The sequence below is a fragment of the Bradyrhizobium sp. 33ap4 genome (genome assembly GCF_032654765.1).
GTDB lineage: Bacteria > Pseudomonadota > Alphaproteobacteria > Rhizobiales > Xanthobacteraceae > Bradyrhizobium > Bradyrhizobium australafricanum.
On record NZ_JAUMTJ010000009.1, the window covers coordinates 82,282 to 103,982 of the forward strand.

Annotated in this window: 23 protein-coding genes and 1 tRNA gene; 11 read left to right on the forward strand and 13 right to left on the reverse strand. The window is 64.1% G+C overall.

Annotated features, from left to right (window positions below; genetic code table 11):
* Positions 1-100: 100 nt before the first annotated feature.
* Entirely contained in the window at positions 101-1,480 is a 1,380-nt protein-coding gene (locus Q2M23_RS09315; RefSeq protein WP_316395383.1) for a hypothetical protein, read from the reverse strand.
* A gap of 304 nt (positions 1,481-1,784) precedes the next feature.
* Between Q2M23_RS09315 and Q2M23_RS09320 the strand changes: the two genes are divergently transcribed.
* The 8 genes from Q2M23_RS09320 to Q2M23_RS09355 all read left to right on the forward strand — a co-directional run bounded on the left by Q2M23_RS09320 (position 1,785) and on the right by Q2M23_RS09355 (position 8,776).
* Positions 1,785-2,504, forward strand: coding sequence for a prolipoprotein diacylglyceryl transferase (locus Q2M23_RS09320; protein ID WP_316395384.1), 720 nt, complete (start codon positions 1,785-1,787; stop codon positions 2,502-2,504).
* Positions 2,485-3,930 (forward strand): radical SAM protein, encoded by a 1,446-nt coding sequence (locus tag Q2M23_RS09325; RefSeq protein WP_316395385.1) that lies wholly within the window; start codon positions 2,485-2,487, stop codon positions 3,928-3,930. Before Q2M23_RS09320 ends, Q2M23_RS09325 begins: the two co-directional genes overlap by 20 nt.
* Positions 3,927-4,205, forward strand: coding sequence for a hypothetical protein (locus Q2M23_RS09330; protein ID WP_076834973.1), 279 nt, complete (start codon positions 3,927-3,929; stop codon positions 4,203-4,205). The genes Q2M23_RS09325 and Q2M23_RS09330 overlap by 4 nt, the downstream gene beginning before the upstream one ends.
* A gap of 11 nt (positions 4,206-4,216) precedes the next feature.
* Positions 4,217-4,438 (forward strand): hypothetical protein, encoded by a 222-nt coding sequence (locus tag Q2M23_RS09335; RefSeq protein ID WP_057021309.1) that lies wholly within the window; start codon positions 4,217-4,219, stop codon positions 4,436-4,438.
* A 276-nt stretch (positions 4,439-4,714) separates the two neighbouring features.
* Positions 4,715-6,541: a translational GTPase TypA gene (gene typA / locus Q2M23_RS09340; RefSeq protein ID WP_016847242.1), complete on the forward strand. Its 1,827-nt coding sequence runs from the start codon at positions 4,715-4,717 to the stop codon at positions 6,539-6,541.
* A 164-nt stretch (positions 6,542-6,705) separates the two neighbouring features.
* A complete protein-coding gene (locus tag Q2M23_RS09345) occupies positions 6,706-7,956 on the forward strand; it encodes an NAD(P)/FAD-dependent oxidoreductase (RefSeq protein ID WP_316395386.1) in 1,251 nt (416 codons plus the stop codon).
* Between the two features lie 68 nt (positions 7,957-8,024).
* Positions 8,025-8,438, forward strand: coding sequence for a hypothetical protein (locus tag Q2M23_RS09350; protein ID WP_316395387.1), 414 nt, complete (start codon positions 8,025-8,027; stop codon positions 8,436-8,438).
* On the forward strand, positions 8,438-8,776 hold the full coding sequence (locus tag Q2M23_RS09355) for a hypothetical protein (protein WP_316395388.1): 339 nt from the start codon (positions 8,438-8,440) through the stop codon (positions 8,774-8,776). The genes Q2M23_RS09350 and Q2M23_RS09355 overlap by 1 nt, the downstream gene beginning before the upstream one ends.
* Before the next feature lie 97 nt (positions 8,777-8,873).
* Here Q2M23_RS09355 and Q2M23_RS09360 read toward each other — a convergent pair whose 3' ends face one another.
* The 3 genes from Q2M23_RS09360 to Q2M23_RS09370 form a co-directional block, all read right to left on the reverse strand.
* Positions 8,874-9,281 (reverse strand): thiol-disulfide oxidoreductase DCC family protein, encoded by a 408-nt coding sequence (locus Q2M23_RS09360; RefSeq protein WP_316395389.1) that lies wholly within the window; start codon positions 9,279-9,281, stop codon positions 8,874-8,876.
* 58 nt (positions 9,282-9,339) lie between these two features.
* Entirely contained in the window at positions 9,340-10,668 is a 1,329-nt protein-coding gene (locus Q2M23_RS09365) for an SDR family oxidoreductase (protein WP_316395390.1), read from the reverse strand.
* A gap of 63 nt (positions 10,669-10,731) precedes the next feature.
* Complete coding sequence (locus tag Q2M23_RS09370) at positions 10,732-11,199, reverse strand: DUF2269 domain-containing protein (protein WP_316395391.1); 468 nt, start codon at positions 11,197-11,199, stop codon at positions 10,732-10,734.
* 374 nt (positions 11,200-11,573) lie between these two features.
* On the opposite strand from Q2M23_RS09370, the gene Q2M23_RS09375 reads away from it, so the two are divergent.
* A complete protein-coding gene (locus tag Q2M23_RS09375) occupies positions 11,574-12,083 on the forward strand; it encodes a GNAT family N-acetyltransferase (RefSeq protein WP_028343770.1) in 510 nt (169 codons plus the stop codon).
* 165 nt (positions 12,084-12,248) lie between these two features.
* Complete coding sequence (gene ppa, locus Q2M23_RS09380) at positions 12,249-12,779, forward strand: inorganic diphosphatase (RefSeq protein ID WP_316395392.1); 531 nt, start codon at positions 12,249-12,251, stop codon at positions 12,777-12,779.
* Positions 12,780-12,933: 154 nt separating this feature from the next.
* On the opposite strand, the gene folD is transcribed toward ppa, so the two are convergent.
* Genes folD through Q2M23_RS09395 form a run of 3 tightly spaced genes read right to left on the reverse strand, consistent with a single transcriptional unit; the run spans position 12,934 to position 14,467 of the window.
* Positions 12,934-13,818: a bifunctional methylenetetrahydrofolate dehydrogenase/methenyltetrahydrofolate cyclohydrolase FolD gene (folD, locus tag Q2M23_RS09385; protein ID WP_316395393.1), complete on the reverse strand. Its 885-nt coding sequence runs from the start codon at positions 13,816-13,818 to the stop codon at positions 12,934-12,936.
* Position 13,819: 1 nt separating this feature from the next.
* On the reverse strand, positions 13,820-14,155 hold the full coding sequence (locus Q2M23_RS09390) for a DUF167 domain-containing protein (protein WP_016847251.1): 336 nt from the start codon (positions 14,153-14,155) through the stop codon (positions 13,820-13,822).
* Positions 14,156-14,176: 21 nt separating this feature from the next.
* Entirely contained in the window at positions 14,177-14,467 is a 291-nt protein-coding gene (locus tag Q2M23_RS09395; RefSeq protein ID WP_016847252.1) for a YggT family protein, read from the reverse strand.
* 297 nt (positions 14,468-14,764) lie between these two features.
* On the opposite strand from Q2M23_RS09395, the gene Q2M23_RS09400 reads away from it, so the two are divergent.
* A tRNA-Ala gene (locus Q2M23_RS09400) sits at positions 14,765-14,840 on the forward strand.
* A 334-nt stretch (positions 14,841-15,174) separates the two neighbouring features.
* On the opposite strand, the gene Q2M23_RS09405 is transcribed toward Q2M23_RS09400, so the two are convergent.
* The 6 genes from Q2M23_RS09405 to Q2M23_RS09430 all read right to left on the reverse strand — a co-directional run bounded on the left by Q2M23_RS09405 (position 15,175) and on the right by Q2M23_RS09430 (position 21,694).
* Positions 15,175-15,984, reverse strand: coding sequence for an enoyl-CoA hydratase (locus tag Q2M23_RS09405; RefSeq protein WP_253588455.1), 810 nt, complete (start codon positions 15,982-15,984; stop codon positions 15,175-15,177).
* A 116-nt stretch (positions 15,985-16,100) separates the two neighbouring features.
* Positions 16,101-16,928 carry a glutamine amidotransferase gene (locus Q2M23_RS09410; RefSeq protein WP_316395394.1) on the reverse strand — a complete coding sequence of 276 codons (828 nt, stop codon included), beginning with the start codon at positions 16,926-16,928 and terminating at the stop codon, positions 16,101-16,103.
* Between the two features lie 142 nt (positions 16,929-17,070).
* Entirely contained in the window at positions 17,071-17,850 is a 780-nt protein-coding gene (locus tag Q2M23_RS09415; RefSeq protein ID WP_076834982.1) for an SDR family NAD(P)-dependent oxidoreductase, read from the reverse strand.
* A gap of 226 nt (positions 17,851-18,076) precedes the next feature.
* On the reverse strand, positions 18,077-18,580 hold the full coding sequence (locus tag Q2M23_RS09420) for a TerB family tellurite resistance protein (RefSeq protein ID WP_016847256.1): 504 nt from the start codon (positions 18,578-18,580) through the stop codon (positions 18,077-18,079).
* 277 nt (positions 18,581-18,857) lie between these two features.
* Entirely contained in the window at positions 18,858-20,267 is a 1,410-nt protein-coding gene (locus tag Q2M23_RS09425; RefSeq protein ID WP_316395395.1) for an adenylate/guanylate cyclase domain-containing protein, read from the reverse strand.
* A 41-nt stretch (positions 20,268-20,308) separates the two neighbouring features.
* Entirely contained in the window at positions 20,309-21,694 is a 1,386-nt protein-coding gene (locus Q2M23_RS09430; protein ID WP_316395396.1) for a cytochrome P450, read from the reverse strand.
* Positions 21,695-21,701: the final 7 nt, after the last annotated feature.

A 21,701-nucleotide genomic window follows, 5' to 3' on the forward strand; every position in this document is an offset into this window, starting at 1 on the left:
ATCGGAGCTCGAAACATCGGGAGGCGCCCCTGCGCGAGATTTGCATGCGCAGGGAGTCCGCTACCTTGCGACCGGCCTGCGCGAGCGGTGCGATGTTTCGCTATGCCAACAGGTGAAGATCGGACAGAAGATGGGCGGAAAGATCGCCACCCAGCGCGAGATTGCCGTAGCCGCCGTCCCCACCAAGTCCGGCAATCTGGACCGCACTCTGGTCGATGTGCACGTTGTTGACCTGATCGGCCACGGCCGTCGAATGGGGCCCCGCGATTGCGATATTGATGGGTGCATAGATCGCGACGCTGACATCGATCAGGCTGCCGGCAAAATAGCCGTTGCCGCCGTTGCCTGCGCCGTTCGAGCCGGTCGCAATGGTGTCGGAGCCGCCCCACAAGCCGTGGGAAAGAAGGCTTGCATGGCCGCCCGTCGCGGCGTTGCCATTGCCGCCGTGCCCGCCCATAGCGTCGATCTGAACTACGGATTGATCCACGTTGGCGTCATTCGTCTGGACTGAATGAACGTTGGAGCCATAGCCCGCGACTGCGATGTTGATCGGGTCGTACACTAAGATCGAGGAATGCACGAGACTCCCGTGGAACGCGCCGTCGCCGCCATTGCCGGCCTGACTCCCGCCCGTTTGAACGTCCCAGACACTCCCTCCGTTGCTTGATCCCCAGCTGGGGTCGAGCGTGATGATGCTGCCGCCGACGGCCACATTGCCATTTCCGCCACTGCCGCCGACGCCCGCGACCTGCGTAGCCGATTGATCGATGTCGACTGTGTTCGATTGACTTGCATGGGCCGTGCCGCCTGAGCTCGCCACCGCAATATTGATCGGATGATAGATCACCACCGGAGCGTCCACCAACGCACCCGAGAAATAGCCGCTGCCGCCGTTTCCGGCGCCGTTGTCGCCGCTCCCGATCACGCCGGAGCCCAGGGAAGCGCTGATGCTGCCTCCCGATGCAAGGTTGTCATTCCCACCATGTCCGCCGACGCCGGCGATCTGAAAGGCGGATTGATCGACATTCAAATCGTTCGACTGGTTGGCCACGGCGGCCGAGCCGTATCCCAAACTCACCGAAATGTTGATCGGTTCATAGATCAACAGGGATGCGTGAATGATACCTCCGTAAAAGTAACCGTCTCCGCCGTTCCCGGCGGTGTTCGCCCCGCTCTCGATCGAAGCGATGCCCGTCGCGGAATGCGATGCGCCGGCAGCAGGCTTCGTTGCCGAAGCATCCAGGCTCGCTGCAGTGTGGTTGCCGACGTGGCCGCCCGTGCCGACCCCCGACGCGGTGGGATGGACGGATTGGCCTAGGCCAGAGTCATAGGGCGGGGAATTCGACGTCGCGGGATGCGCATCGAGCCCTGCAAACGGGCTGCTCGGTGCCGGACCCGACTCGTCGTCACCATCGTGCCCATCGTGGCGATGAGAGGCGTGATGCAGCCGGATCCCATCCGACATCCGCGAAAAATCCATCGTAGCCTCCCTCATCGCAATCGCTCCGCGCAATCGGGACGGGTCCTGCACTCCGGACAGAATGTCATCCTGGGACGGTCGAAAGCCCAGCCGTCAGTTCGGATATAGCGCTTCGGATGGACGCCGTAACATCGGCTATATCCGTTCTGGCGCGGTTACAGCCTTTGTCGTTTTGCGCGGGGCCGGCGTCGCCGGTGTGGTCCATCAGCGCGCCGCTCCCAGGCGGACGGTTGATAACCTCGCCCCGCCATTGCAATCGGGAAGCCGCTATCGCGGACCGCGAAAATCGCGCTACACTCGCCTCATGGGTGGGGCTGAACTTCACGCCGTCTTCGACGTTGCAGCATGGGGCGCGGCCGCGCTCGCGATGTGGTGGCTGTCGCGCCGGCGCGGGCTGCAATTCCCGCGGCAATCCTTCGAGCTCACCTACATCGCCGCGCTGGTATTCGGCGCCGGCATCGGCGCCTACATCTTCGGCACGCTGAACCTGTGGTTCTCCGGCATGTCCGGCATCGCCCGCTCGGTCGAGGGCGCGCTGGCCGGCGGCATCGTCGCGATCGAGCTCTACAAATGGCGACACGGGATTTCGTTGCGCACCGGCGCGCGGTTCGCGCTGCCGCTTGCGATCGGCGTCGCGGTCGGCCGTCTCGGCTGCTATTTCGCGGGGCTCGAGGACTTCACCTATGGCACACCGACCACGCTGCCCTGGGGCCATGATTTCGGCGACGGCGTGCTGCGCCATCCGGTGCAGCTCTATGAAAGCTTGGCGATGGCGGGGTTCGCGGCATTCTATGCCTGGGCCGTATTGAACCGAAATGCCGCCGTCATCACCAACGGATTCTACCTCATGCTGTTCTACTACGGGCTGCAGCGCTTCCTGTGGGAATTCATCAAGCCCTATGGCGCGCTGATCGGACCATTCTCGCTGTTTCACCTGCTGTCGCTGTTTGTCATGATTTACGCCGCCGTCATGCTGGCGACGGCGCCGAATGTGAGCTTGAAGCATGAACGCGCCGCTGCGTAACGCACGCCCTTACATCTTCTGGGGCCAGAGCCAGTCGCTATGCGAAACTTGCCTCACCCTGGTGCCGACCAAGATCCAGATATCAGGCAACGAGGTCTGGTACGAGAAGCGCTGCAAGCAGCATGGCGTGCAGTCGACGCTGGTCTCGACGGATGCGGCCTATTGGCGGCTGTGCAAGGATTTCATCAAGCCCGGCGACCGGCCGCTCGCGTTCCAGCGCCACACCGAATTCGGCTGCCCCTATGATTGCGGACTGTGCCCCGACCACGAGCAGCACTCCTGCCTGGCGCTGATCGAGATTACCGAGCATTGCAATTTGACCTGCCCGGTATGCTTTGCGGATTCCTCGCCGGCGCGCACCAGCTTCACGCCGCTGGCGAAAATCGAGAAGATGCTGGACGCGCTGGTCGCGAGCGAGGGCGAGCCCGACCTGGTGCAGATCTCCGGCGGCGAGCCGACGCTGCATCCGGATTTCTTCGCCATTCTGGATGCGGTGCGCGCCCGCCCGATCCGCCATGTGATGATCAACACCAATGGCCTCAGGATCGCGCGCGAGCCCGACTTCGTGGCGAAGCTCGCCGAGAACAAGCGCGGGCTTGAGGTCTATCTGCAGTTCGATTCGCTGCAGCGCGAGGCGCTGGTCAATCTGCGCGGCGCGGACTTACGCAAGATCCGCCAACAGGCACTGGAGAATCTCGAGCGCCACGGCGTCTCGACCACGCTGGTCGCGACCATTAAGCGCAGCGTCAACGACGGCGAGATCGGCGACATCGTCCGTCACGCGCTGACCTGGAAGTGCGTCCGCGGCGTCACGCTGCAGCCGGTGCAGGATGCCGGCCGCAACGAGCATTTCAACAAGGACACCGACCGCATCATGCTGTCGGAGATCCGCCGGCGCGTGATCGAGACCGGGGTGTTCGGCGCTGACGACATGATCCCGTTGCCCTGCAATCCCGAGAGCATCTCGATCGGCTACGGCCTGCGCAACGGCGACAAGGTGCTGCCGCTGACGTCGCTGATTCCGCAGGAGCAGCTCATCGCCGTGATGCCCAACACCATCAGCCCGGAGAAGTATCCGGTGTTGCGGGAGAAGTTTGTCGACCTGTTCTCGCTGTCGTCGGGGCCGCTGAACACATCGGAGCGGGTCTGCGAATTGCTGTGCTGCCTGCCGAGCTTCGAGGTGCCGGAGGGGCTTACCTACGAGAACGTGTTCCGCGTCACCATCGTGCAGTTTCTCGACCGCTTCAATTTCTGTGTCGGCAACGTCAAGCGAAGCTGCATCCACTTCGTCACCGAAAGCGGCGCGATCATCCCATTCGACACCTACAATCTGTTCTACCGTGACGGAAAGATCGACGGCATCCGCGCCGCGCTGGCCGGCCAGACCTATCGTGAAGCCCGGCAAAGCGAGGAGGCGCCGCGATGAGCGAGACCAATCCACCGCCCATCCCGCCTGCACCACCGGAGCCACCCTACCAATACGTCCCGCCGCCACCGTCACCACGCAGCGGCTGCGCCACCGCGTTCATGGTGCTGTTCGGGCTGGTCCTGCTGCTGCCGGGGCTCTGCGCCCTGCTGTTCGGGTTCGGCGTCCTGAGCGAGTCGAAAACCGATCCCTCCATTCTCTTCCTGATCCTGCTCGGGCTCGCGGTCTGCTTCGCCGGCGTGATGCTGATCCGCGCCGCGATTAAGGGACGCTAGTCCGGGGTATCGTGAGCAGTTTTCAGCAAAACCCGGAACAGAGACAGCGCAACGGCTGCCTGACCGCCCTCATGCTGGTGGTAGGGGTGATCCTGCTGATCCCTGGCGTCCTGTGCGCCATTCTCAACGCCAAGATGGGCGCCGGGGCCGGCGGCGACCCCATCACCATGTTCGTGATGATGGTGGCGCTGGGTGGGCTTGGCCTGATTGTGTTCGCGATTACCCGGAAGTAAGACCTGAAAGCCCCCCAAAACCCGCCTTTGGAACCAAAATCAGCCCTCCAAACAGCCAATAAATCATTGTTTTTTGGCGTTTTCTGACTATATTGCGCCGCAACGCGCAAGGTGCCCGGTCCTCTGACCGGGCTTCCTTTTTGGGGTGATGCGTCCCCGTCAAATTTCTTGGGTATGAGCGTGATCCGGGCCCGAATGGGCCACGCGAGCGAGCGGCCGGCCAAACTGGTCCGGCGAGATCGCGCATCTGACCATTGCACGACCAGAAGAAGAGCCATGAACCTTCGCAACGTCGCCATCATCGCCCACGTCGACCACGGCAAGACCACCCTCGTCGACCGCCTGCTGCAGCAATCCGGCACCTTCCGCGAGAACCAGAAGGTCACCGAGCGCGCCATGGACTCCAACGACCTGGAGCGCGAGCGCGGCATCACCATCCTGGCCAAGGCCGCCTCGGTGCAGTGGAAGGACATCCGCGTCAACATCGTCGACACCCCCGGCCACGCCGACTTCGGCGGTGAGGTCGAGCGCATCCTCAACATGGTGGACGGCGCGCTGGTGCTGGTCGACGCCGCCGAGGGCCCGCTGCCGCAGACCAAGTTCGTGGTGTCGAAGGCGCTCAAGATCGGGCTGAAGCCGATCGTCGTGATCAACAAGGTCGACCGTCCCGACGCGCGCCCGACTGAAGTCATCAACGAGGTGTTCGACCTGTTCGCGGCGCTCGACGCCAGCGAGGAGCAGCTGGACTTCCCGATTTTGTACGGATCGGCCAAGCAGGGCTGGATGGCGGAAAGCCCGGAGGGTCCGAAGGACCTCGGCATGCAGCCGCTGTTCGACCTGATCGTACGTCACGTCGAGCCGCCGAAGGTCGAGGAAGGTCCGTTCCGCATGATCGGCACCATCCTCGAGGCCAACCCCTATCTCGGCCGCATCATCACGGGCCGCATCTCCTCGGGCTCGATCAAGCCGAACCAGCAGGTCAAGGTGCTATCCGCCGACGGCAAGCTGATCGAGAGCGGCCGCCTGACCAAGATCCTCGCCTTCCGCGGCCTTGAGCGGACCCCGCTCGAGGAGGCCGAGGCCGGCGACATCGTCGCGATCGCGGGCCTCACCAAGGGCACCGTTGCCGACACCTTCTGCGATCCCACCGTCGAGACGCCGCTGCCGGCGCAGCCGATCGATCCGCCGACGGTGTCGATGTCGTTCATCGTCAACAACTCGCCGCTCGCCGGCACCGAAGGCGACAAGGTGACCTCGCGCATGATCCGCGACCGCCTGATGCGCGAGGCCGAGGGCAATGTCGCGCTGCGCGTGGTCGAGGCCGCCGACAAGGATTCCATGGAAGTCTCCGGACGCGGCGAATTGCAGCTCGCGATCCTGATCGAGACCATGCGCCGCGAGGGCTTTGAGCTCTCGGTGTCGCGCCCGCGCGTCGTGCTGCAGAAGGACGAGGCGACCGGCGCCTGGCAGGAGCCGATCGAGGAAGTCGTGATCGACGTCGACGAGGAGCATTCCGGCGTCGTCGTGCAGAAGATGAGCGAGCGCAAGGCCGAGATGATCGAGATGCGCCCCTCCGGCGGCAACCGCCTGCGGCTGGTGTTCTACGCGCCGACCCGCGGCCTGATCGGCTACCAGGGCGAACTGCTGACCGACACCCGCGGCACCGCGATCATGAACCGCATCTTCCACGGCTATGCCGCCTACAAGGGCGAGATCCAGGGCCGCCGCAACGGCGTCCTGATCTCCAACGACCAGGGCGAAGCGGTGGCCTATGCGATGTTCAAGCTGGAAGACCGCGGCCCGATGATGATCGAGCCGGGCTGGAAGGTCTACAAGGGCATGATCGTCGGCGAGCACACCCGCGACAACGACCTCGAGATCAACGTGCTGAAGGGCAAGCAGCTCACCAACATCCGCACCACCTCGAAGGACGAGGCGGTGCGCCTGACACCGCCGATCCGGATGACGCTGGAAAAGGCGCTCGCCTATATCGAGGACGACGAGCTCGTCGAGGTGACGCCGAAGTCGATCCGACTGCGCAAGAAGCACCTCGACCCGAACGACCGCAAGCGCGCCGAAAAGGCCAAGGAAGCGGTGGCGTAAGCTGTCATGCCCCGGTTCGACCGGGGCATCCAGTACGCCGCGGCCCATCAGTTCAATCGCTACTGTCTCTGGAATACTGGATCACCCGCCTTCGCCTGCGCGGGTGATGACAGTCATGCATGTGGCGGCTTCAGGCCCGGCGGCGGACGTGCTAGAGCCGGGACATGACTTCCCCTCCCTCCACGGTCGATGTTGCCATCATCGGCGCCGGCGCCGCCGGCCTCGGTGCCGCGAATGCGCTGAAGGACTCCGGCCTCTCCACGATCGTGCTGGAAGCCCGCGACCGCCTCGGCGGCCGCGCGCATACGATTCAGGCCGCGCCTGACGTGGTGTTCGACATCGGCTGCGGCTGGCTGCACTCGGCCGACCGGAACAACTTTGTCGGCATCGCCCGGCAACTCAACTTCGAGCTCAACAAGGACCTGCCGCCGTGGCGCGAGCGCGCCTACGGCGAGGCGTTCCCGCAGGCCGCTCGCGACGACTTCACGCACGCACTCGACCAATTCTACGACCGCATCGAGCAGGCGGCGCGGCATGGCAAGGACTGCCCGGCCAGCCTGTATCTCGAGCCCGGCAACCGCTGGAACCCGATGATCGATGCGATCTCCACCTATGTAAACGGCAGCGAGCTCGACCAGGTCTCGATCCTCGATGTCGATGCCTATGAAGACACCGACATCAATTGGCGGGTGCGGCGCGGCTATGGCGCGCTGGTCGCGGCCTATGGCGCGCAGGTGCCGGTGGCGCTGAACTGCGAGGTCAGCCTGATCGATCACTCCGGCAAGCGGATCCGCATCGAGACCTCGCGCGGCGCGCTTGAGGCGGACAAGGTGATCGTCACCGTGCCGACCAACCTGATCGCCGATCAGACGATCCGCTTTTTACCTGCGCTGCCGGACAAGCTCGACGCCGCGCGCGGCCTGCCGCTCGGCCTCGCCGACAAGGTGACGCTGGCGCTCGCCGAGCCCGAGGCGCTGCCGAAGGAAGGCAATCTGCGCGGCGCCACCATGCGCACCGAGATGGGCACCTATCACATCCGCCCGTTCGGCCAGCCCTGCATCGAAGGTTTCTTCGGCGGCCGTTTTGCGCGACAGCTTGAAGATGCCGGCGACGGCGCCATCGCCGCGCACAGCATCGACGAGATCGTCTCCTTTCTCGGCAGCGATTTCCGCCGCAAGCTGAAGCCGCTCAGCGAGTCTCGCTGGGCCCACGACCCGTTCGCCCGCGGCTCCTACTCGCACGCACTGCCCGGCCACGCCGACAAGCGCGCCGTGCTGGCCGCGCCGGTCGACGGCCGGCTGTTCTTCGCCGGCGAAGCGACTTCGCCGGAGTTTTTCTCGACCGCGCACGGCGCGCGGGATTCGGGGGAGAGAGCGGCGAGGGAAGTCCTTAATTCTTTAGTTCAACACCCATAAGTTGCGACTCGGTCGACAGGCCGCCCGAAAATGGATATTTCTCCAGGATTTCTGTCTTGGGGGATGAAATGTCTGACGCAGTAAATTTAGATGCAATGATTCGTCGAGATGATTTTGCTGTCAAAGGATCGCAAGTAGCATCCGCAGAACCAATCAAATCACTCTCGATCGAAACTTTGAGCAGTACGGGAATGCTGGTTCCGCTGCTGCGCAAGCCCGACTTTCAGCGCGAGACCAATCACTGGACATCAGTACAGGTCGTTTCATTTCTCGAAAGCTTTTTGGACAACGAGCTGATTCCATCGATCATTCTATGGCAGTCTGAGTCGTACGTCTTCGTGATCGATGGCGGTCAGCCATCGAAAAAAAGTCAAAGCGATTGCACGAGCTGTTCTTCACGCCCGAGATCAATCAACCCATTAAAACGCTCGACCTACCACTTGGCGGAACAAAATCTCCGATACTTGCACTCGACCTACTAATGAATCTGATTTCAACGACGTGCGCCGATGCAGGCAAGAGCCGACGCTCGATCAGTGATTTTGCAGTTGACGCCGATGGCTCAGAGACCATTGGGGTATTGGATGAGTGTTTGGACGTAATGAACCGCGTGACCGGAAATGACGCTGCAAGCCTTGGACTTCATCCAGCAGTGTACTTCTACTCCGACAAGGGGCGTCATATTCCTGATCTTTTGCTTGGAATGCTCTACTTATTCAAAGAGAGAATAAAGAACAACGACGGGTTCTTCTTTAAGAAGTTCATTAAGGCGCGCGCGACGATGGAGAATAATCGAGCCTGCGAAATCTGTTTCGTATGATCACGTGGATCGAGTGCGCGATGGCGGCGTCGGCGCCGCCGCCAACGGCCAGATGACACACCCTTACTGCAACACCTCAATTAAGAACTAAGAAAGATCACTCCATGACCCGCGCCCGCAAATCCGCATCCGGCACGAAGCACGTCTCGTACTTCCCGAAAATCTTATAGCGATTGCGGGCGATGAGGTTGTAGACGGCGTCGCGCAGCGGCTTGGGCACGGCGAACAGCGTGCGGGTCCAGCGCCAGCCGGGCAGATGGCTCAGCACCGTCAGCGCCGCGTCGGATTTCATGTAGGCGACGCCGCCGTGGACGACGGCGTTGGTGTCGGGGTCGTCAGGATCGATGCCGAAGCTCTTCGCCAGCCGCGTGCCGTAGCCGGACTGGATCGGCGTGAAGCGAAAGCGGCGTGCCGTGTCGCGGGCGATGACGAAGCGGACCCAGCGCGAGCAGAAGATGCAGACGCCGTCATAGAGGATCACGTCGTCGTCGGGCCAAGTGCTCATCTCGATTCCCTCAACGCGTTTTCTTCACGCGAACCGGTTCCCACTTCGCTCGAAAACGCTACCGGTTATCCAGGATCAACAGCGCGATCAGCATCAGCACGATCGCAGGTCCCGTCTTCACCAGCGCGCCGAGCGGCTCGATCCAGAGATCCGGCGTCAGTATCGCCGATCCCGCCATGTAGCCGAGCGAGGCGACGATGCCTGCGATCAGACCGAACGCCGCGGTGCGACGGATCGCGATCAGCACCCCGATGCTCATGTCCATCAGGCTGGTCAACACCGTCACCGGCCCGACCAGCGGCGGCGGGAAATGGTGCGCGCTCAGGATGCCGGCGGCGGCGTCATAAGAGATCACCAGCGCGATGAAGCCGGATGCGACCCAGAACAGCACGAGGCTTGCGAAGATCAGCGCCTTGATCAAAAACAGCCGCGCGAACCATTTGTCCTGAATGGTCGCGGGGCGCCCGCCGACCGCTTGCGCGATTGTCTTCGGCACGATGCCGGTCGCTTGCATCCAGCCTGCGGGATCGCCGGTGACGCCGCGGCGCAGTTCGGCGATCGCGGTGGAGCGCAGCGGCGGCATCCAGCCGAGCCGGCTCGCGAGATCGCCGAGGCGGGCGCCGAGATCGATCAGGACCGGCGGCGTCGCGATGCGGACATGCTTTGCCGTGCCGAACGACCGGCGGAACTGGGCGATAACGCCGCCGAGCGAAATCGGCTGCTCCTGCATCAGGTCCCATGTCACCGATCGCACCGCTTCATCAGCGACATCGCGCGCCGCGAGCCAGGCGATGGTGGCGGCGATATCCTCGACTGCGACCGGCTGGAACGGCGTAGCAGCCTCCTCGGCCGGCAGATCGACCGGCAGCGCCGCCAGCGCGCGCAGCATGGCGCTGCCGCCATAAGCCGACGGCGCGATGACGAAGCCCGGACGCAGGATCGCGTGGGGAATCCCGGACGCCGCGATCAGCCGTTCGGCCTCGCGCTTGGTGGTGCTGAAGGCGGTGCGGTCCGCATCGGCCGTGCCGGGAATCGAGATGTGGACGAGACGGATGGCGCGGTGGCTGTCACCGATCGCCTGCAACAGCCGCGCGACGAGGTCGCGATGCACCGCGCTTGTGTCGCTGCCCGGGCCATCCTGCAGCACGCCGAGGCAGTTCACGACGATGTTGACCTCGTGCGTGCGAAGCAGCTGCGTCAGCGCCGCGGCATCCATCGACATGACAGGCAGCTCGATGTCGGTCGCGCTGATTTTCTGCGCCGGCGTGAAATGCCGCGCGACCCCGATCACGTGAAAGCCGCGCGCCCTCAGATCGTCGGTGATGGTGCGCCCGATCAGGCCCGAGGCGCCGAGCACGAGGATGTTGTGTGATGCGTCGTCACTCATGAGGCCCCAGACTATTTGGCGTCATTCCGGGGTGCGAAGCGAACCCGGAATGACGACACTGCGCTAAAATGGTTTCGCGATCATCAGCCAGAGGATGCTCATCACGGAGCCGAAGCCGGGAATACCGAACAGGAACCAGCGGCGAAACAGCGCAAAATAACGCGGCGGCAGCGGAAGGCCTTTTTCGACGGCCGCCTGCGCGAGGTTGCGCATCTCGATCTGCATGAAGACGACGGGAACCCAGAACACGCCGGCCAGCGCGTAGAGCGCAAGCGAAACCGCCAGCCAGCGCTCGGTGATGCTCGTTGCCGACAACAGCATCAGCAGTCCGCCGCTCACCGGCTGAAGCAGCACGGCACTCAGCGTGAAGATCATGTCCGCGATCACGACGGTCGCCGCCGTGCGCGCGATGAACGCCACATCCTGCGTGCGATGCGCCGCCAGCATGAAGAAGGCGATGCCGGTCCCGGTGCCCAGGATCACGATGGCCCCGAGCACGTGCAGATATTTGATCAGGAAGTAGAGCGTCATCGCAGTCCGCTCGTGATCAGGCCAACTTCGGCGCGCACAAATACCGCCGCTGCCATAGGCCGGTCGGGCGCGAAAATCCACTGCGGCGGCGCAGGCGTGGCGCGGTCGGAGTACCCACATCGCGTCTGGATTCGCCCGCAGAATCCCGGCCGCGAATCAGCCCCCGAATGAGCTTTTTCCAACTATGGCAGTGTCATACTGCGCTCGCGATCCACGCTTTGCACAGCTCCGGATCGGCGGTTGGCCGCTTGAACTCCGGCAAGTGTCCTCTTTCGGAACAAGTTCTCACGACACTGATGCAAAAAATCCACAGATTAACCGATAATTAACGATGGACCTTGAAGGCGGCCCGCCGACTTGCTTTGATTACACCCATGAGCACAACGCTAATCGAGGTCCGGCCGGCCAAAGCTGCAGACGCGGCGGCGGTGGCGTCTACCCATGACGAAGCCTGGCGCTCGGCGTATCAGGGAATCATCCCCGGCGCCGAACTCGAAAAGCTGATCAATCGCCGCGGCCCGCAGTGGTGGGACAGCGCCATCCGCAAGGGCAGCCGCGTCAGCGTGCTGGTGTTCGGCGACCGGGTCGCAGGCTACGCCAATTACGGCCGCAACCGCGCCCGCAGCCTGCATTTCGAAGGCGAGATCTACGAGCTCTATCTGCGGCCGGAATTCCAGGGGCTTGGCTTCGGCCGGCGCCTGTTCGCCTCCGCCCGCCGCGACCTGATGCAGAGCGGCCTCAAGAGCATGGTGATCTGGGCGCTCTCCGACAACGAGCCGGCAACCGAGTTTTACCGTGCGCTGGGCGGCCGGATGGTGGCGCGCTCTTCGGAGCGGTTCGGGCCCAAGTCGCTCGACAAGGTCGCTTTCGCCTGGGCCAACTGAAAATCCTGCTTCTCTCGCAGCTGCAGCAAGGCTAAACCAGCCTCCAGCGCTGCGCGCGTCGGCCAGCCCGGTCTCAAGGCCGGGCCGGGAGCCGTTTCGCGGCCCGGCGGCGCCAACCAAAAAATCACATCGTTCTCAACTTCCAGAGGCCACGCGGAGCAATCCATGCGTATCGACGCCATATCGATCGGAAAAAATCCGCCCCACGACGTCAACGTCATCATCGAGGTTGCCGTCGGCGGCGAGCCAATCAAGTACGAAATGGACAAGGAAGCCGGCACGCTCGTGGTGGACCGCTTCCTCTACACGCCGATGCGCTATCCCGGCAATTACGGCTTCATCCCGCACACGCTGTCCGGCGACGGCGATCCCTGCGACGTGCTGATCGTCAACACCCGCGCGATCGTGCCGGGCGCGGTGATGAGCGTCCGCGTGGTCGGCGTGCTCCTGATGGAGGACGAGGCCGGCGGCGACGAGAAGATCATCGCGGTGCCGTCATCGAAGCTGACCCAGCGCTACGACAAGGTGCAGAACTACAGCGACCTGCCCGACATCACGCTGCAGCAGATCCAGCACTTCTTCGAGCACTACAAGGATCTCGAGAAGGGCAAGTGGGTGAAGGTGCTGCGCTGGGGCGACGCCGACGAAGCCCGCAGGCTGATCCTCGAAGGCATCGAGCGCGCGAAGATGAAGTGACTAACCTCGCCCCGCTTGCGGGGAGAGGTCGGATCGCATGTAGCGGAGCGGAATGCGATCCGGGTGAGGGGGTACAGGTCTTTCGACAGTCCCATCTCGGAGAGGGGCCCCTCACCCCAACCCTCTCCCCGCAAGAGCGGGGCGAGGGAGCATTTCACACCGCCGGCGCCGGCAGGCCGGCAATCGCGCAGGCGGCGCGCAGCGTGTTGACCAGGAGGCACGCCACCGTCATCTGCCCGACGCCGCCGGGCACCGGCGTGATTGCGCCGGCGACATTGAGGGCTTCCAGGAACGCGACATCGCCGACCAGTTTCGGCTTGCCGCCGGGCACCGGGATGCGGTTGATGCCGACATCGATCACCGTCGCGCCCGGCTTCAGCCAGTCGCCCCGCACCATCTCGGGCCGGCCGACCGCGGCATAGACCAGATCGGCCTGGGCGCAGAGCTTTGGCAGATCGCGCGAGCGCGAATGCGCGATCGTCACCGTCGCATTCTCGTTCAGCAGCAATTGCACCAGCGGACGGCCGACCAGATTGGAGCGGCCGATCACGATCGCGTTCATGCCTTCGAGCGAGGCGTGCACGCTCTTGGTCAGGATGATGCAGCCGAGCGGCGTGCAGGGCGACAGCGCGGTCAGGCCTCCGGCGAGCCGGCCGGCATTGTTGGGGTGCAGACCATCGACGTCCTTGGCCGGATCGATCGCGTTGATGATGGTCTCGGTGTGCAGCGACTTCGGCAGCGGCAGCTGCACCAGGATGCCATGCACCATGGGATCGCGGTTGAGCCGCGTGATCAGCGCCAGCAGATCGGCCTGCGACACATCCTCCGGCAGCTTGTGCTCGAACGAAGCCATGCCGGCGGCCTGGGTCTGGGTGTGCTTGCTGCGGACATAGACCTCGCTCGCGGGATCATGGCCGACCAGCACGACGGCGAGCCCCGGCGTGAGCTGGTGGTCGCGCTTGACGCGGGCGACCTCGTCGGCGACGCGGGCGCGAAGCTCGGCGGCGATGGCTTTTCCGTCGATGATGCGGGCAGTCATGTCAGTCCCTTGTCTGCTGGTTCGGCTTGGCCGCAGTCAGCTTCCTCAATGTATCGCCGAGCCCTTTCGGATCGCCGTCGACCGCGACCTGCTTGAGCCGCGAGGTTGCGCCGGACAGCAGCTTCACCCTGGCTTTCGGCACGCCGAGCGCCTTGGCCAGCAGCTCAGTCACCGCACGGTTGGCCTCGCCGCCCTCGGCGATGGCGCGCACCCGCACCTTCACCACCGAACGGCCGTTGGCCAGCGTCTCGATCCCGTCGATGTCGTCGCGGCCGCCGCGCGGCGTCACGCGCAGCGCGATGCTGATGCCCTCGGTGGAATAGCGCCACGGATCCATCAAGGCCACGTCGAGAAAGGGTCAGATCACGTTGGGATAGATGTAATAGGCGATCACCCGCTGGATGAACATGATGATCAGGATCACGATGATCGGCGAGATATCGAGCCCGCCCAGATTCGGCATCACGTTGCGGATCGGCCGCAGCACCGGCTCGGTGATCCGGTAGAGGAACTCGGCCACCGCGGAAACGAACTGGTTGCGCGTGTTGACCACATTGAAGGCGACCAGCCAGGACAGGATGGCGGAGGCGATCAGCAGCCAGACATAGAGGTCGAGGATGATAATGACGATGTCGAGAACAGCGCGCATATGAGGGGGGCTCGCGGGTAAGACAACCGGATGAAGCGCAACGAGACCGGACTGAGCCGCCATCGCGCTTCTTGTTTGAGCGGGATCGTTTCGGAAAACCGCTATGCACTGGGCGCTCGGGCGGTCCGCCGGGTCGGGATCACGCCCTAGATATCGGTTCATCCCCCCGCAAACAAGGGAAGTTCCCGGCGGGACGGGCCGAAAACCGCGCTTTCACTGTTCTTGACTTGACCTTGGACGGGACTGTAAATGGCGCCCGACTGACGGCCGGGATACTCAGCAACACCCGGCCGCGATGGGGCCATAGCTCAGCTGGGAGAGCGCGTCGTTCGCAATGACGAGGTCGGCGGTTCGATCCCGCCTGGCTCCACCAGCCTTCGCTCGCTTCGCGGGCTTCGGCTCGGCAAGCCCGGATAGTCCATCGCAGCGATGCGAGCGAAGGCTGCCGCGGCGTAGCCCGAAGGGCGAAGCCGGGCTGGTGTTATGAACTCCGACCCAATCCCTCCCCCTTACGTCCCCGTAAACCGCGGTGGCCGCTTCCCGACGAAGCTCTCGCTTCGCGAGCTTCGGCTCGGCAAGCCCGGATAGTCCATCGCAGCGATGCGAACGAAGGCTGCCGCGGCGTAGCCCGAAGGACGAAGCCGGGCTGAGACAAGCTGCCCACGCCCAAAGGGCGAAGACGGACTTTATCCGTTAGCCCCTCCCCCTCACGTCCCGGTAAACCTGGGCGGCCGCTTCTCCACGAAGCTCGCGACGCCTTCCCTGAAATCATTGCCCTTCAGCGCGATCTGCATCTCGCGGTTGGCATCGATGGTGGCCTCCGCGAGCGTCTGGAACGGCACGTCGTAGATCTGGCGCTTGATCACAGCGATCGCGCTCGGCGAGACGAAATCGGCGAGGTCGCGGGCATAGGCATAGGTCTCCTCGCGCAGCTTCTCCGGCGAAGAGAGCCGGTTGACGAGGCCGATGCGCAGCGCCTCCTCGGCCGACACCCGCCGCGCCGACATCAACAGATCGAGCGCGTTGGCGTGGCCGACGATCCGCGGCAGCATCCAGCTGATGCCGTGTTCGGCGATCAGGCCGCGCCGCGCGAAGGCGGTGGTGAACACCGCAGTGTCGGCGGCGAAGCGCAAATCGCAATAGAGCGCGTGAACCAGGCCGATGCCGGCGGTGGCGCCGTTGAGCATCGCGATCACGGGCTTCCGGATCGCGGGATAGTAGGCGTAGCGCGTCTGCCAGTCGGCGCGGCGGTTCATGTCGAACGGGATGTTCTCGCCGCGCCTGACCTCGTTGGGATCGATCCCCTTCAGCGCGTCCATGTCGGCGCCGGCGCAGAAGCCGCGGCCCGCGCCGGTCAGCACGATGACGCGAACGTTCTCGTCGTTGGCCGCCGCCTCCATGGCGTGGCGCACGTCGCGCTCCATGATCGCGGTCCACGCATTCATGCGATCGGGGCGATTGAGCGTGATGGTCGCGATCCTGTCGCTGACCTCATAGAGGATGTGCTCGTAGCTCACGGCGATCTCCCTGTGCCTTGTTGTTATCGATACGCGCGGCGATGCGGCCTGCGCGCGGCGGCCGACAGTAGCACATTCACGAGAATGAAAAGCCGGCGCGAAATTCCGCGTGGCGGCTATTCAGCGGCCTGCAGCAGCTGCCGCTGCGGCACGCGCGCGATCCAGCCGTCGATGAAATGCTTCAGCCACGCGCGCTCGGCGGCATCGTGCACGGCACGCTCGGCGAAGTGCAGATGGCCCGGTTGTGCGCCCGGCGAATCCATCCGTGCGCAACCGCGTGTGGTCCAGCGATGCATCATCGCGTAGGTCACGTCGGGATGGAATTGCAGGCCGAAGGCGTTGCCGAACTGGAACGCCTGCACCGGGAAATCGTCGCCCGCCGCGAGCAGGTCGGCGCCGGCGGGCAATTGAAATCCCTCGCCGTGCCAGTGATAGACCCGCGCCGGCCAGTCCGGGCAGAGCGCGCGGCCCGCCTCGGTCGGCCTGACCGGATAATAGCCGACCTCGACACGGCCTTGCGGATGCGGCGCGACCTCGGCGCCGAGCTGCCGCGCCAGCATCTGCGCGCCGAGGCAGATGCCCAGAAACGGACGCTGCTCGCGCAGCGGAACGGCGATCCAGTCGATCTCGCGCCGCACATAGTCGTCGCCATCATTGGCGCTCATCGGACCGCCGAAGACCACCGCGCCGGCATGCGCGTCGAGCGTTTCGGGCAGCGCGTCGCCGAAGCGCGGGCGGCGGATGTCGAGGCGGTAGCCCAGCGCGCGCAGGGCGTTGCCGATCCGGCCGGGAGTCGATGTCTCCTGATGCAGCACGATCAGCACCGGCCGCAACGAGACCTGAGCCGAAACCTGATCCAAGATCTGATCCCTGGGCGTGGCCGCGGCCTGCCTTCGGCTGGCGAAGGGCACCACGACACGGCTCTGGTCAGTCCGGAACGACATTGCCTCTGCTTAAAGTTTCGGCACGTAAGGCGCGATCATAGCTAAGTGGTCGTTAACATCGTGTGAGTTTGCGCACAGCCAGGCGAAGCAAATCGCGGGCCAGAAACAGCCTTAGCGGCAACGAGTGGGCTTTCCAGGGCAGCTAGCGCTTGCGGAGCTGAAATCCGCCGACCGCCGTCAGGATGAAGTCGCGCGGAAACAGCCGGAGCAGGAACGGCACCAGCTTGATGAAGGTGCCGGGCAGCACCGCGCGCTTGTTGGCCATCAACCCGCGATAGGCCTGACGGGCCACCTCTTCCGGTGAAACGTTGAGGATGGCGGAATCGAATCCGGGGGCAAATCCGGCGCGATCCTGAAACTCCGATGGTACCGGGCCCGGGCAACACACGGTGACACGCACGCCCTGCGGCGCCAGCTCACAGCGCAACGCCTCGGTAAACGACAGCACATAGGCCTTGCTGGCGTAGTACACGGCCATGCCGGGGCCCGGCAGAAATCCGGCGATCGAGCCGAGATTGAGGATGCCGCCGCGGTTGCGGATCAGCTGGTCGGCAAAGCGCAGCGTCAGATCGGTCAGCGCTCGGATGTTGACGTTGATGATGTTGAGTTGCTCGGCACGGTCGCGCTCGATGGCGCGGCCGAACAGGCCGAAGCCGGCATTATTGACGAGAAATTCGACCTCGACCCCAGCGTCGGTCAGGGCCTGCGCGATCCGGTCGCCCGCATCGGCGTGCTGGAGATCACAGGGGATCACAATCGGCGCTGCGCCGCCCTTGGCCCCGAGTTCGTCGGCGAGCGCCTTCAGGCGGTCGGCGCGCCGCGCCACCAGCGCCACACGGTGACCATTCGATGCAAACACGCGCGCCAGTTCGGTGCCTATGCCCGCCGATGCCCCGGTTATCAGCGTCACACGCTCGGTCACGTTTCAAACTCTTACTGCAAATTCTAGTGAGGTCCCCAACAAGCCGACGAGAGCATAGGCATGCGGTGGGACGCAAGCCGTGTGTAAGCTTGTGGACAGCGGCGAGGCACTGGTTTTGTGATGAAACGCCAGATTTTCAGTCGGATCGCCCACAATCGCGGCGGACATTAAAATTTCGTCATCCCTGATACCGGTGACGATGCGTCCGCCGACGCGGGCAATCGCGTCAGATTGCGGCGTCCGCCGTGCCCCATGGGCCCTTTGGCAGCGCCGCCTGCTTCTCGGCAACCCGATGCTTGAGATCGATGCGGTCGCGCGAGGAAATGCCGAGCAGATCGGCGGCGCGCCAGACCACATTGTCCTCGAACTCGCTGACCTGACCGTCGGCATAGACCAGCTCCCACATCATCTCGACGATGCGCAGGCGTCCCTCCTCGTTCACCGAGCGCATGATCACACTGGTAAAGTGATAGAGATCCACGGCCTCACCCTCGACGCGCATGGCAGAGGCGATCAGCTTGTCGGCCGCGCCGCGGTCAAGCTGGAAACGGCTCTCGATCAGGCCGTGCAGCTTGCGCGTCTCGGCCGGCGTCGGCTCGCCGTCCAGCGAGACGACATGCACCAGCAGCGCGGTCGCCGCCAGGCGATAGTCGCCGTCATCGAAGGTGCGGTCGGCCTGGGCGTCGGGGGAAACGATATCGGCAATGAATTGGCGAAGTCCGTCGAGCATCGTTCTCTCTGTGGAATGAAGTCTGCCTGATTTGAGCGCGATCTATCCGGCTATCAAGTTTTTCCGGATCCCGCTCCGTTGAAATCTATATGGCGTGGAAACAGAACCGGTGCAATCCGCGCAGGTTCCCGCTGCGACATTACGTTTCGGCAACATGGATTGAGTCATTCCGGGGCGATGCGAAGCATCGAACCCGGAATCTCGAGATTCCCCGATGCGCAATTGCGCATCTGAGGTCTGGTCCTGACGGACCATCCCGGAATGACGATGTGCTCAACTACGGTATCTCGTACACCACGAGCTTGTCGGCAATGCCACGCAGTGCCGCTTCCTTCTGGATCGGCCTGATCGCGGCGCGATCGAGGATGCCCGCGACCTCAGCCGATTCCATCACCGGCTGCGTCAAATGGATTTCCTGCGACGTCGACAGGCTCTGCACCCTGGCTGCGATATTCACGGTCTGGCCGAAATAATCCTGCCGCTCGTTGAGTGTCACCGCGAGGCACGGCCCCTCATGGATGCCGATCTTGACGATCAGATCTTCCTTGCCGCGCTCGGTGTTGAGCTGCTTCATCGCCGCCCGCATGCGCAGGCCCGCCGACAATGCATGCTCTGGCCGGATGAAGGTCGCCATCACGGCATCGCCGATCGTCTTCACCACGGCGCCGTGCTCGGAAGCGATGATCTCGAGCAGCGCGTGGAAATGCGCGCGCACCAGATCGAACGCGGCGAGATCTCCGACCCGTTCATAGAGCGCAGTCGAGCCTTTGAGGTCGGTGAACAGGAAGGTGAGCGCGGTGATCTTCAGCCGCTGGTCGACCGTGAGGTTGTCGGCCTTGAACACATCGCGGAAGGTCTGGTTCGACAGCATCCGCTTCGCGGTGAGGATCGGCTTGCGCTTGCCGAGCAGCTCATGCAGCGCATCGGCTGCTACCCAAACAGCGGGCAGCACGCGGGTGTCGGTTTGGTTGTCCAGCGACAGCCGGAGCGGCCCCGGCCGCAGCACCGTGGTGCCGGTCGGCGCCTGCAGTTTGTTGAACACGATCGAGAATTGCTGGCGCTCAGTGGTCGGCTCGCCCTGCACGTCGAAGAAATGCGCCGAGTGCGTCACCGGCTCGAACACGATCAGGAACTGCTTCGGCAATTGCAGCGACAGCAGCGCCTTCTCGCCGGCCGGCAATTCCAGCGATTCCAGCGTCACCTCCTTGAGCAGGCGCTCCAGCGAGTCTTCGTTGAGCTCGATGCCCGAGCTCCAGAACATCTGGCGGACATATTCCCAGATCGGCAGCGTGTTCGGATCATGCGCGCCGATGCGGCGCACGCGCGGGCTGACGGTGAAGGCGACCTCGACCAGATCGTCGACGGACGCCTCGTAACCGGCCGCGCACAGCGCGCAGTTGTAGTCGTCATGGCGCAACGACTTCAGCGTCGAATGCGCGTCGAGCACGCCGCCGCAGCCCGGGCACAGCACATTCCAGCTCATGTCGAACAGGCCGAGCCGCGACGCATGCAGGAAGCCGGAAATCACCTTTTCCTGGTCGAGCCCGGTGCGGCTCGAGAAATCCAGCAGATTGATGCGATTGAGATCCCTATCATGACCGTCCGCGATCAGCTGCTGCATGGCATCGACGACGGCCGGATCGGTCGTCTGCCTGAGGACTGCGAAATGGGCCTGCGTATCGCTCATGGTGAGCCCCTAGATGAGCATTGGGACACCGCCGCGCAAGATCAGCGCGGCTTGATCGTAAACACCGGCGAACGGTTCGGCTGTGTCGTCACCACGCCGATCGGCAGCACCGGATCCTTGTCCGCCAGCGCAACGCGGAATGCGCCGACAATCTTCGCAAGCGCGAGCGTCGCCTCGACCAGCGCAAAATGCGCGCCGATGCAGACCCGCGCGCCGACTCCGAACGGCAGATAGGCGAACCGATCGGGCGGCGCTCCCGTCATGAAACGCGACGGCACGAACGCGTTCGGATCGCGCCACAGCTTCTCATGCCGGTGCAACAGCCACGGCGCGATCAGGATTACGTCACCCTTCCTGACCGGACGGCCCGCGATGGTATCGGGACCGCCTGCCGCACGCGCAATCAGGAACGCCGGCGGATAAAGCCGCATGGTTTCGTCGATCACCGCGCGGGTGAATTTCAGCCGCTCGATGTCGAGCGCGCCAGACGTCGCCGCGCTCCCGACTTCTGCCGCCAGCTGTTCCTGGGTCAGGGGATCGAGCGCCAGCAGATAGAGCGCCCAGAACAGCGCGGTCGCAGTCGTCTCGTGGCCGGCCAGGATCATGGTGGCGACCTGATCGCCGAGTTGGGCATCGGTGAAGGCCTCGCCGGTTTCAGGATCACGCGCGGCGCCCATCAGGTCGAACAGGTCGCGGGCCGGCGCGTTGTCATCCTTGCCGGCCGCACGTCGCTCGGCCATCAGCATGCCGACGAACGCGGTCCAGCGCTTGCGGAAACGGGCGCGGCGGAAATCCTGCGGCGTCGGCCAGTTCAACGGCAGCACCAGATCCAGCATGTGCGGCCGCGCCAGCGTGTTGCCATACTCCATCACGAAATCCCGCAGCGCGGCGCCGTGGCGATCCATGCCGAACGAGAACATGGTGCGGCCGGCGATCTCCAGCGTCATCCGCTGCATCGCCTCGCGCAGATCGACCGGGCCGCCGCTGGCGGAGTTCAGCTTTGCGATGGTCTCGTCGACCGCCGCAATCATGTAAGGCACCAGCGTCGTCACCGCGCGCGGCGTGAACGCCGGCGCCAGCGTGCGGCGCTGGTGTTTCCATGCACGCCCTTCGGCGATCAATAGCCCCTCGCCGAGCATCGGACGCAGCACGCGAAGGCCGGCCGGCGTGCGGGTGTAGTTCTCGTAATTGTCGACCAGCACATGGCGGATCGCATCCGGCGTGTTGAGGATGAAGCTCGAGTGCTTGAGGAAGCGGCCCTGGACGATATCGTCCTCATAGGCGCGCTGGCCCCAGGTCTCGATCGGCGAGTTGCGCATCACCCGCATGCGCTGGAACGCGCCCATGTCGTCGGGCGCGCGCGGCGGGGCCGGCGGGACCAGGGGACGCCGCGTGACCGTGATATCGTAGACCTCGGCTATGCTCATGGTCCTC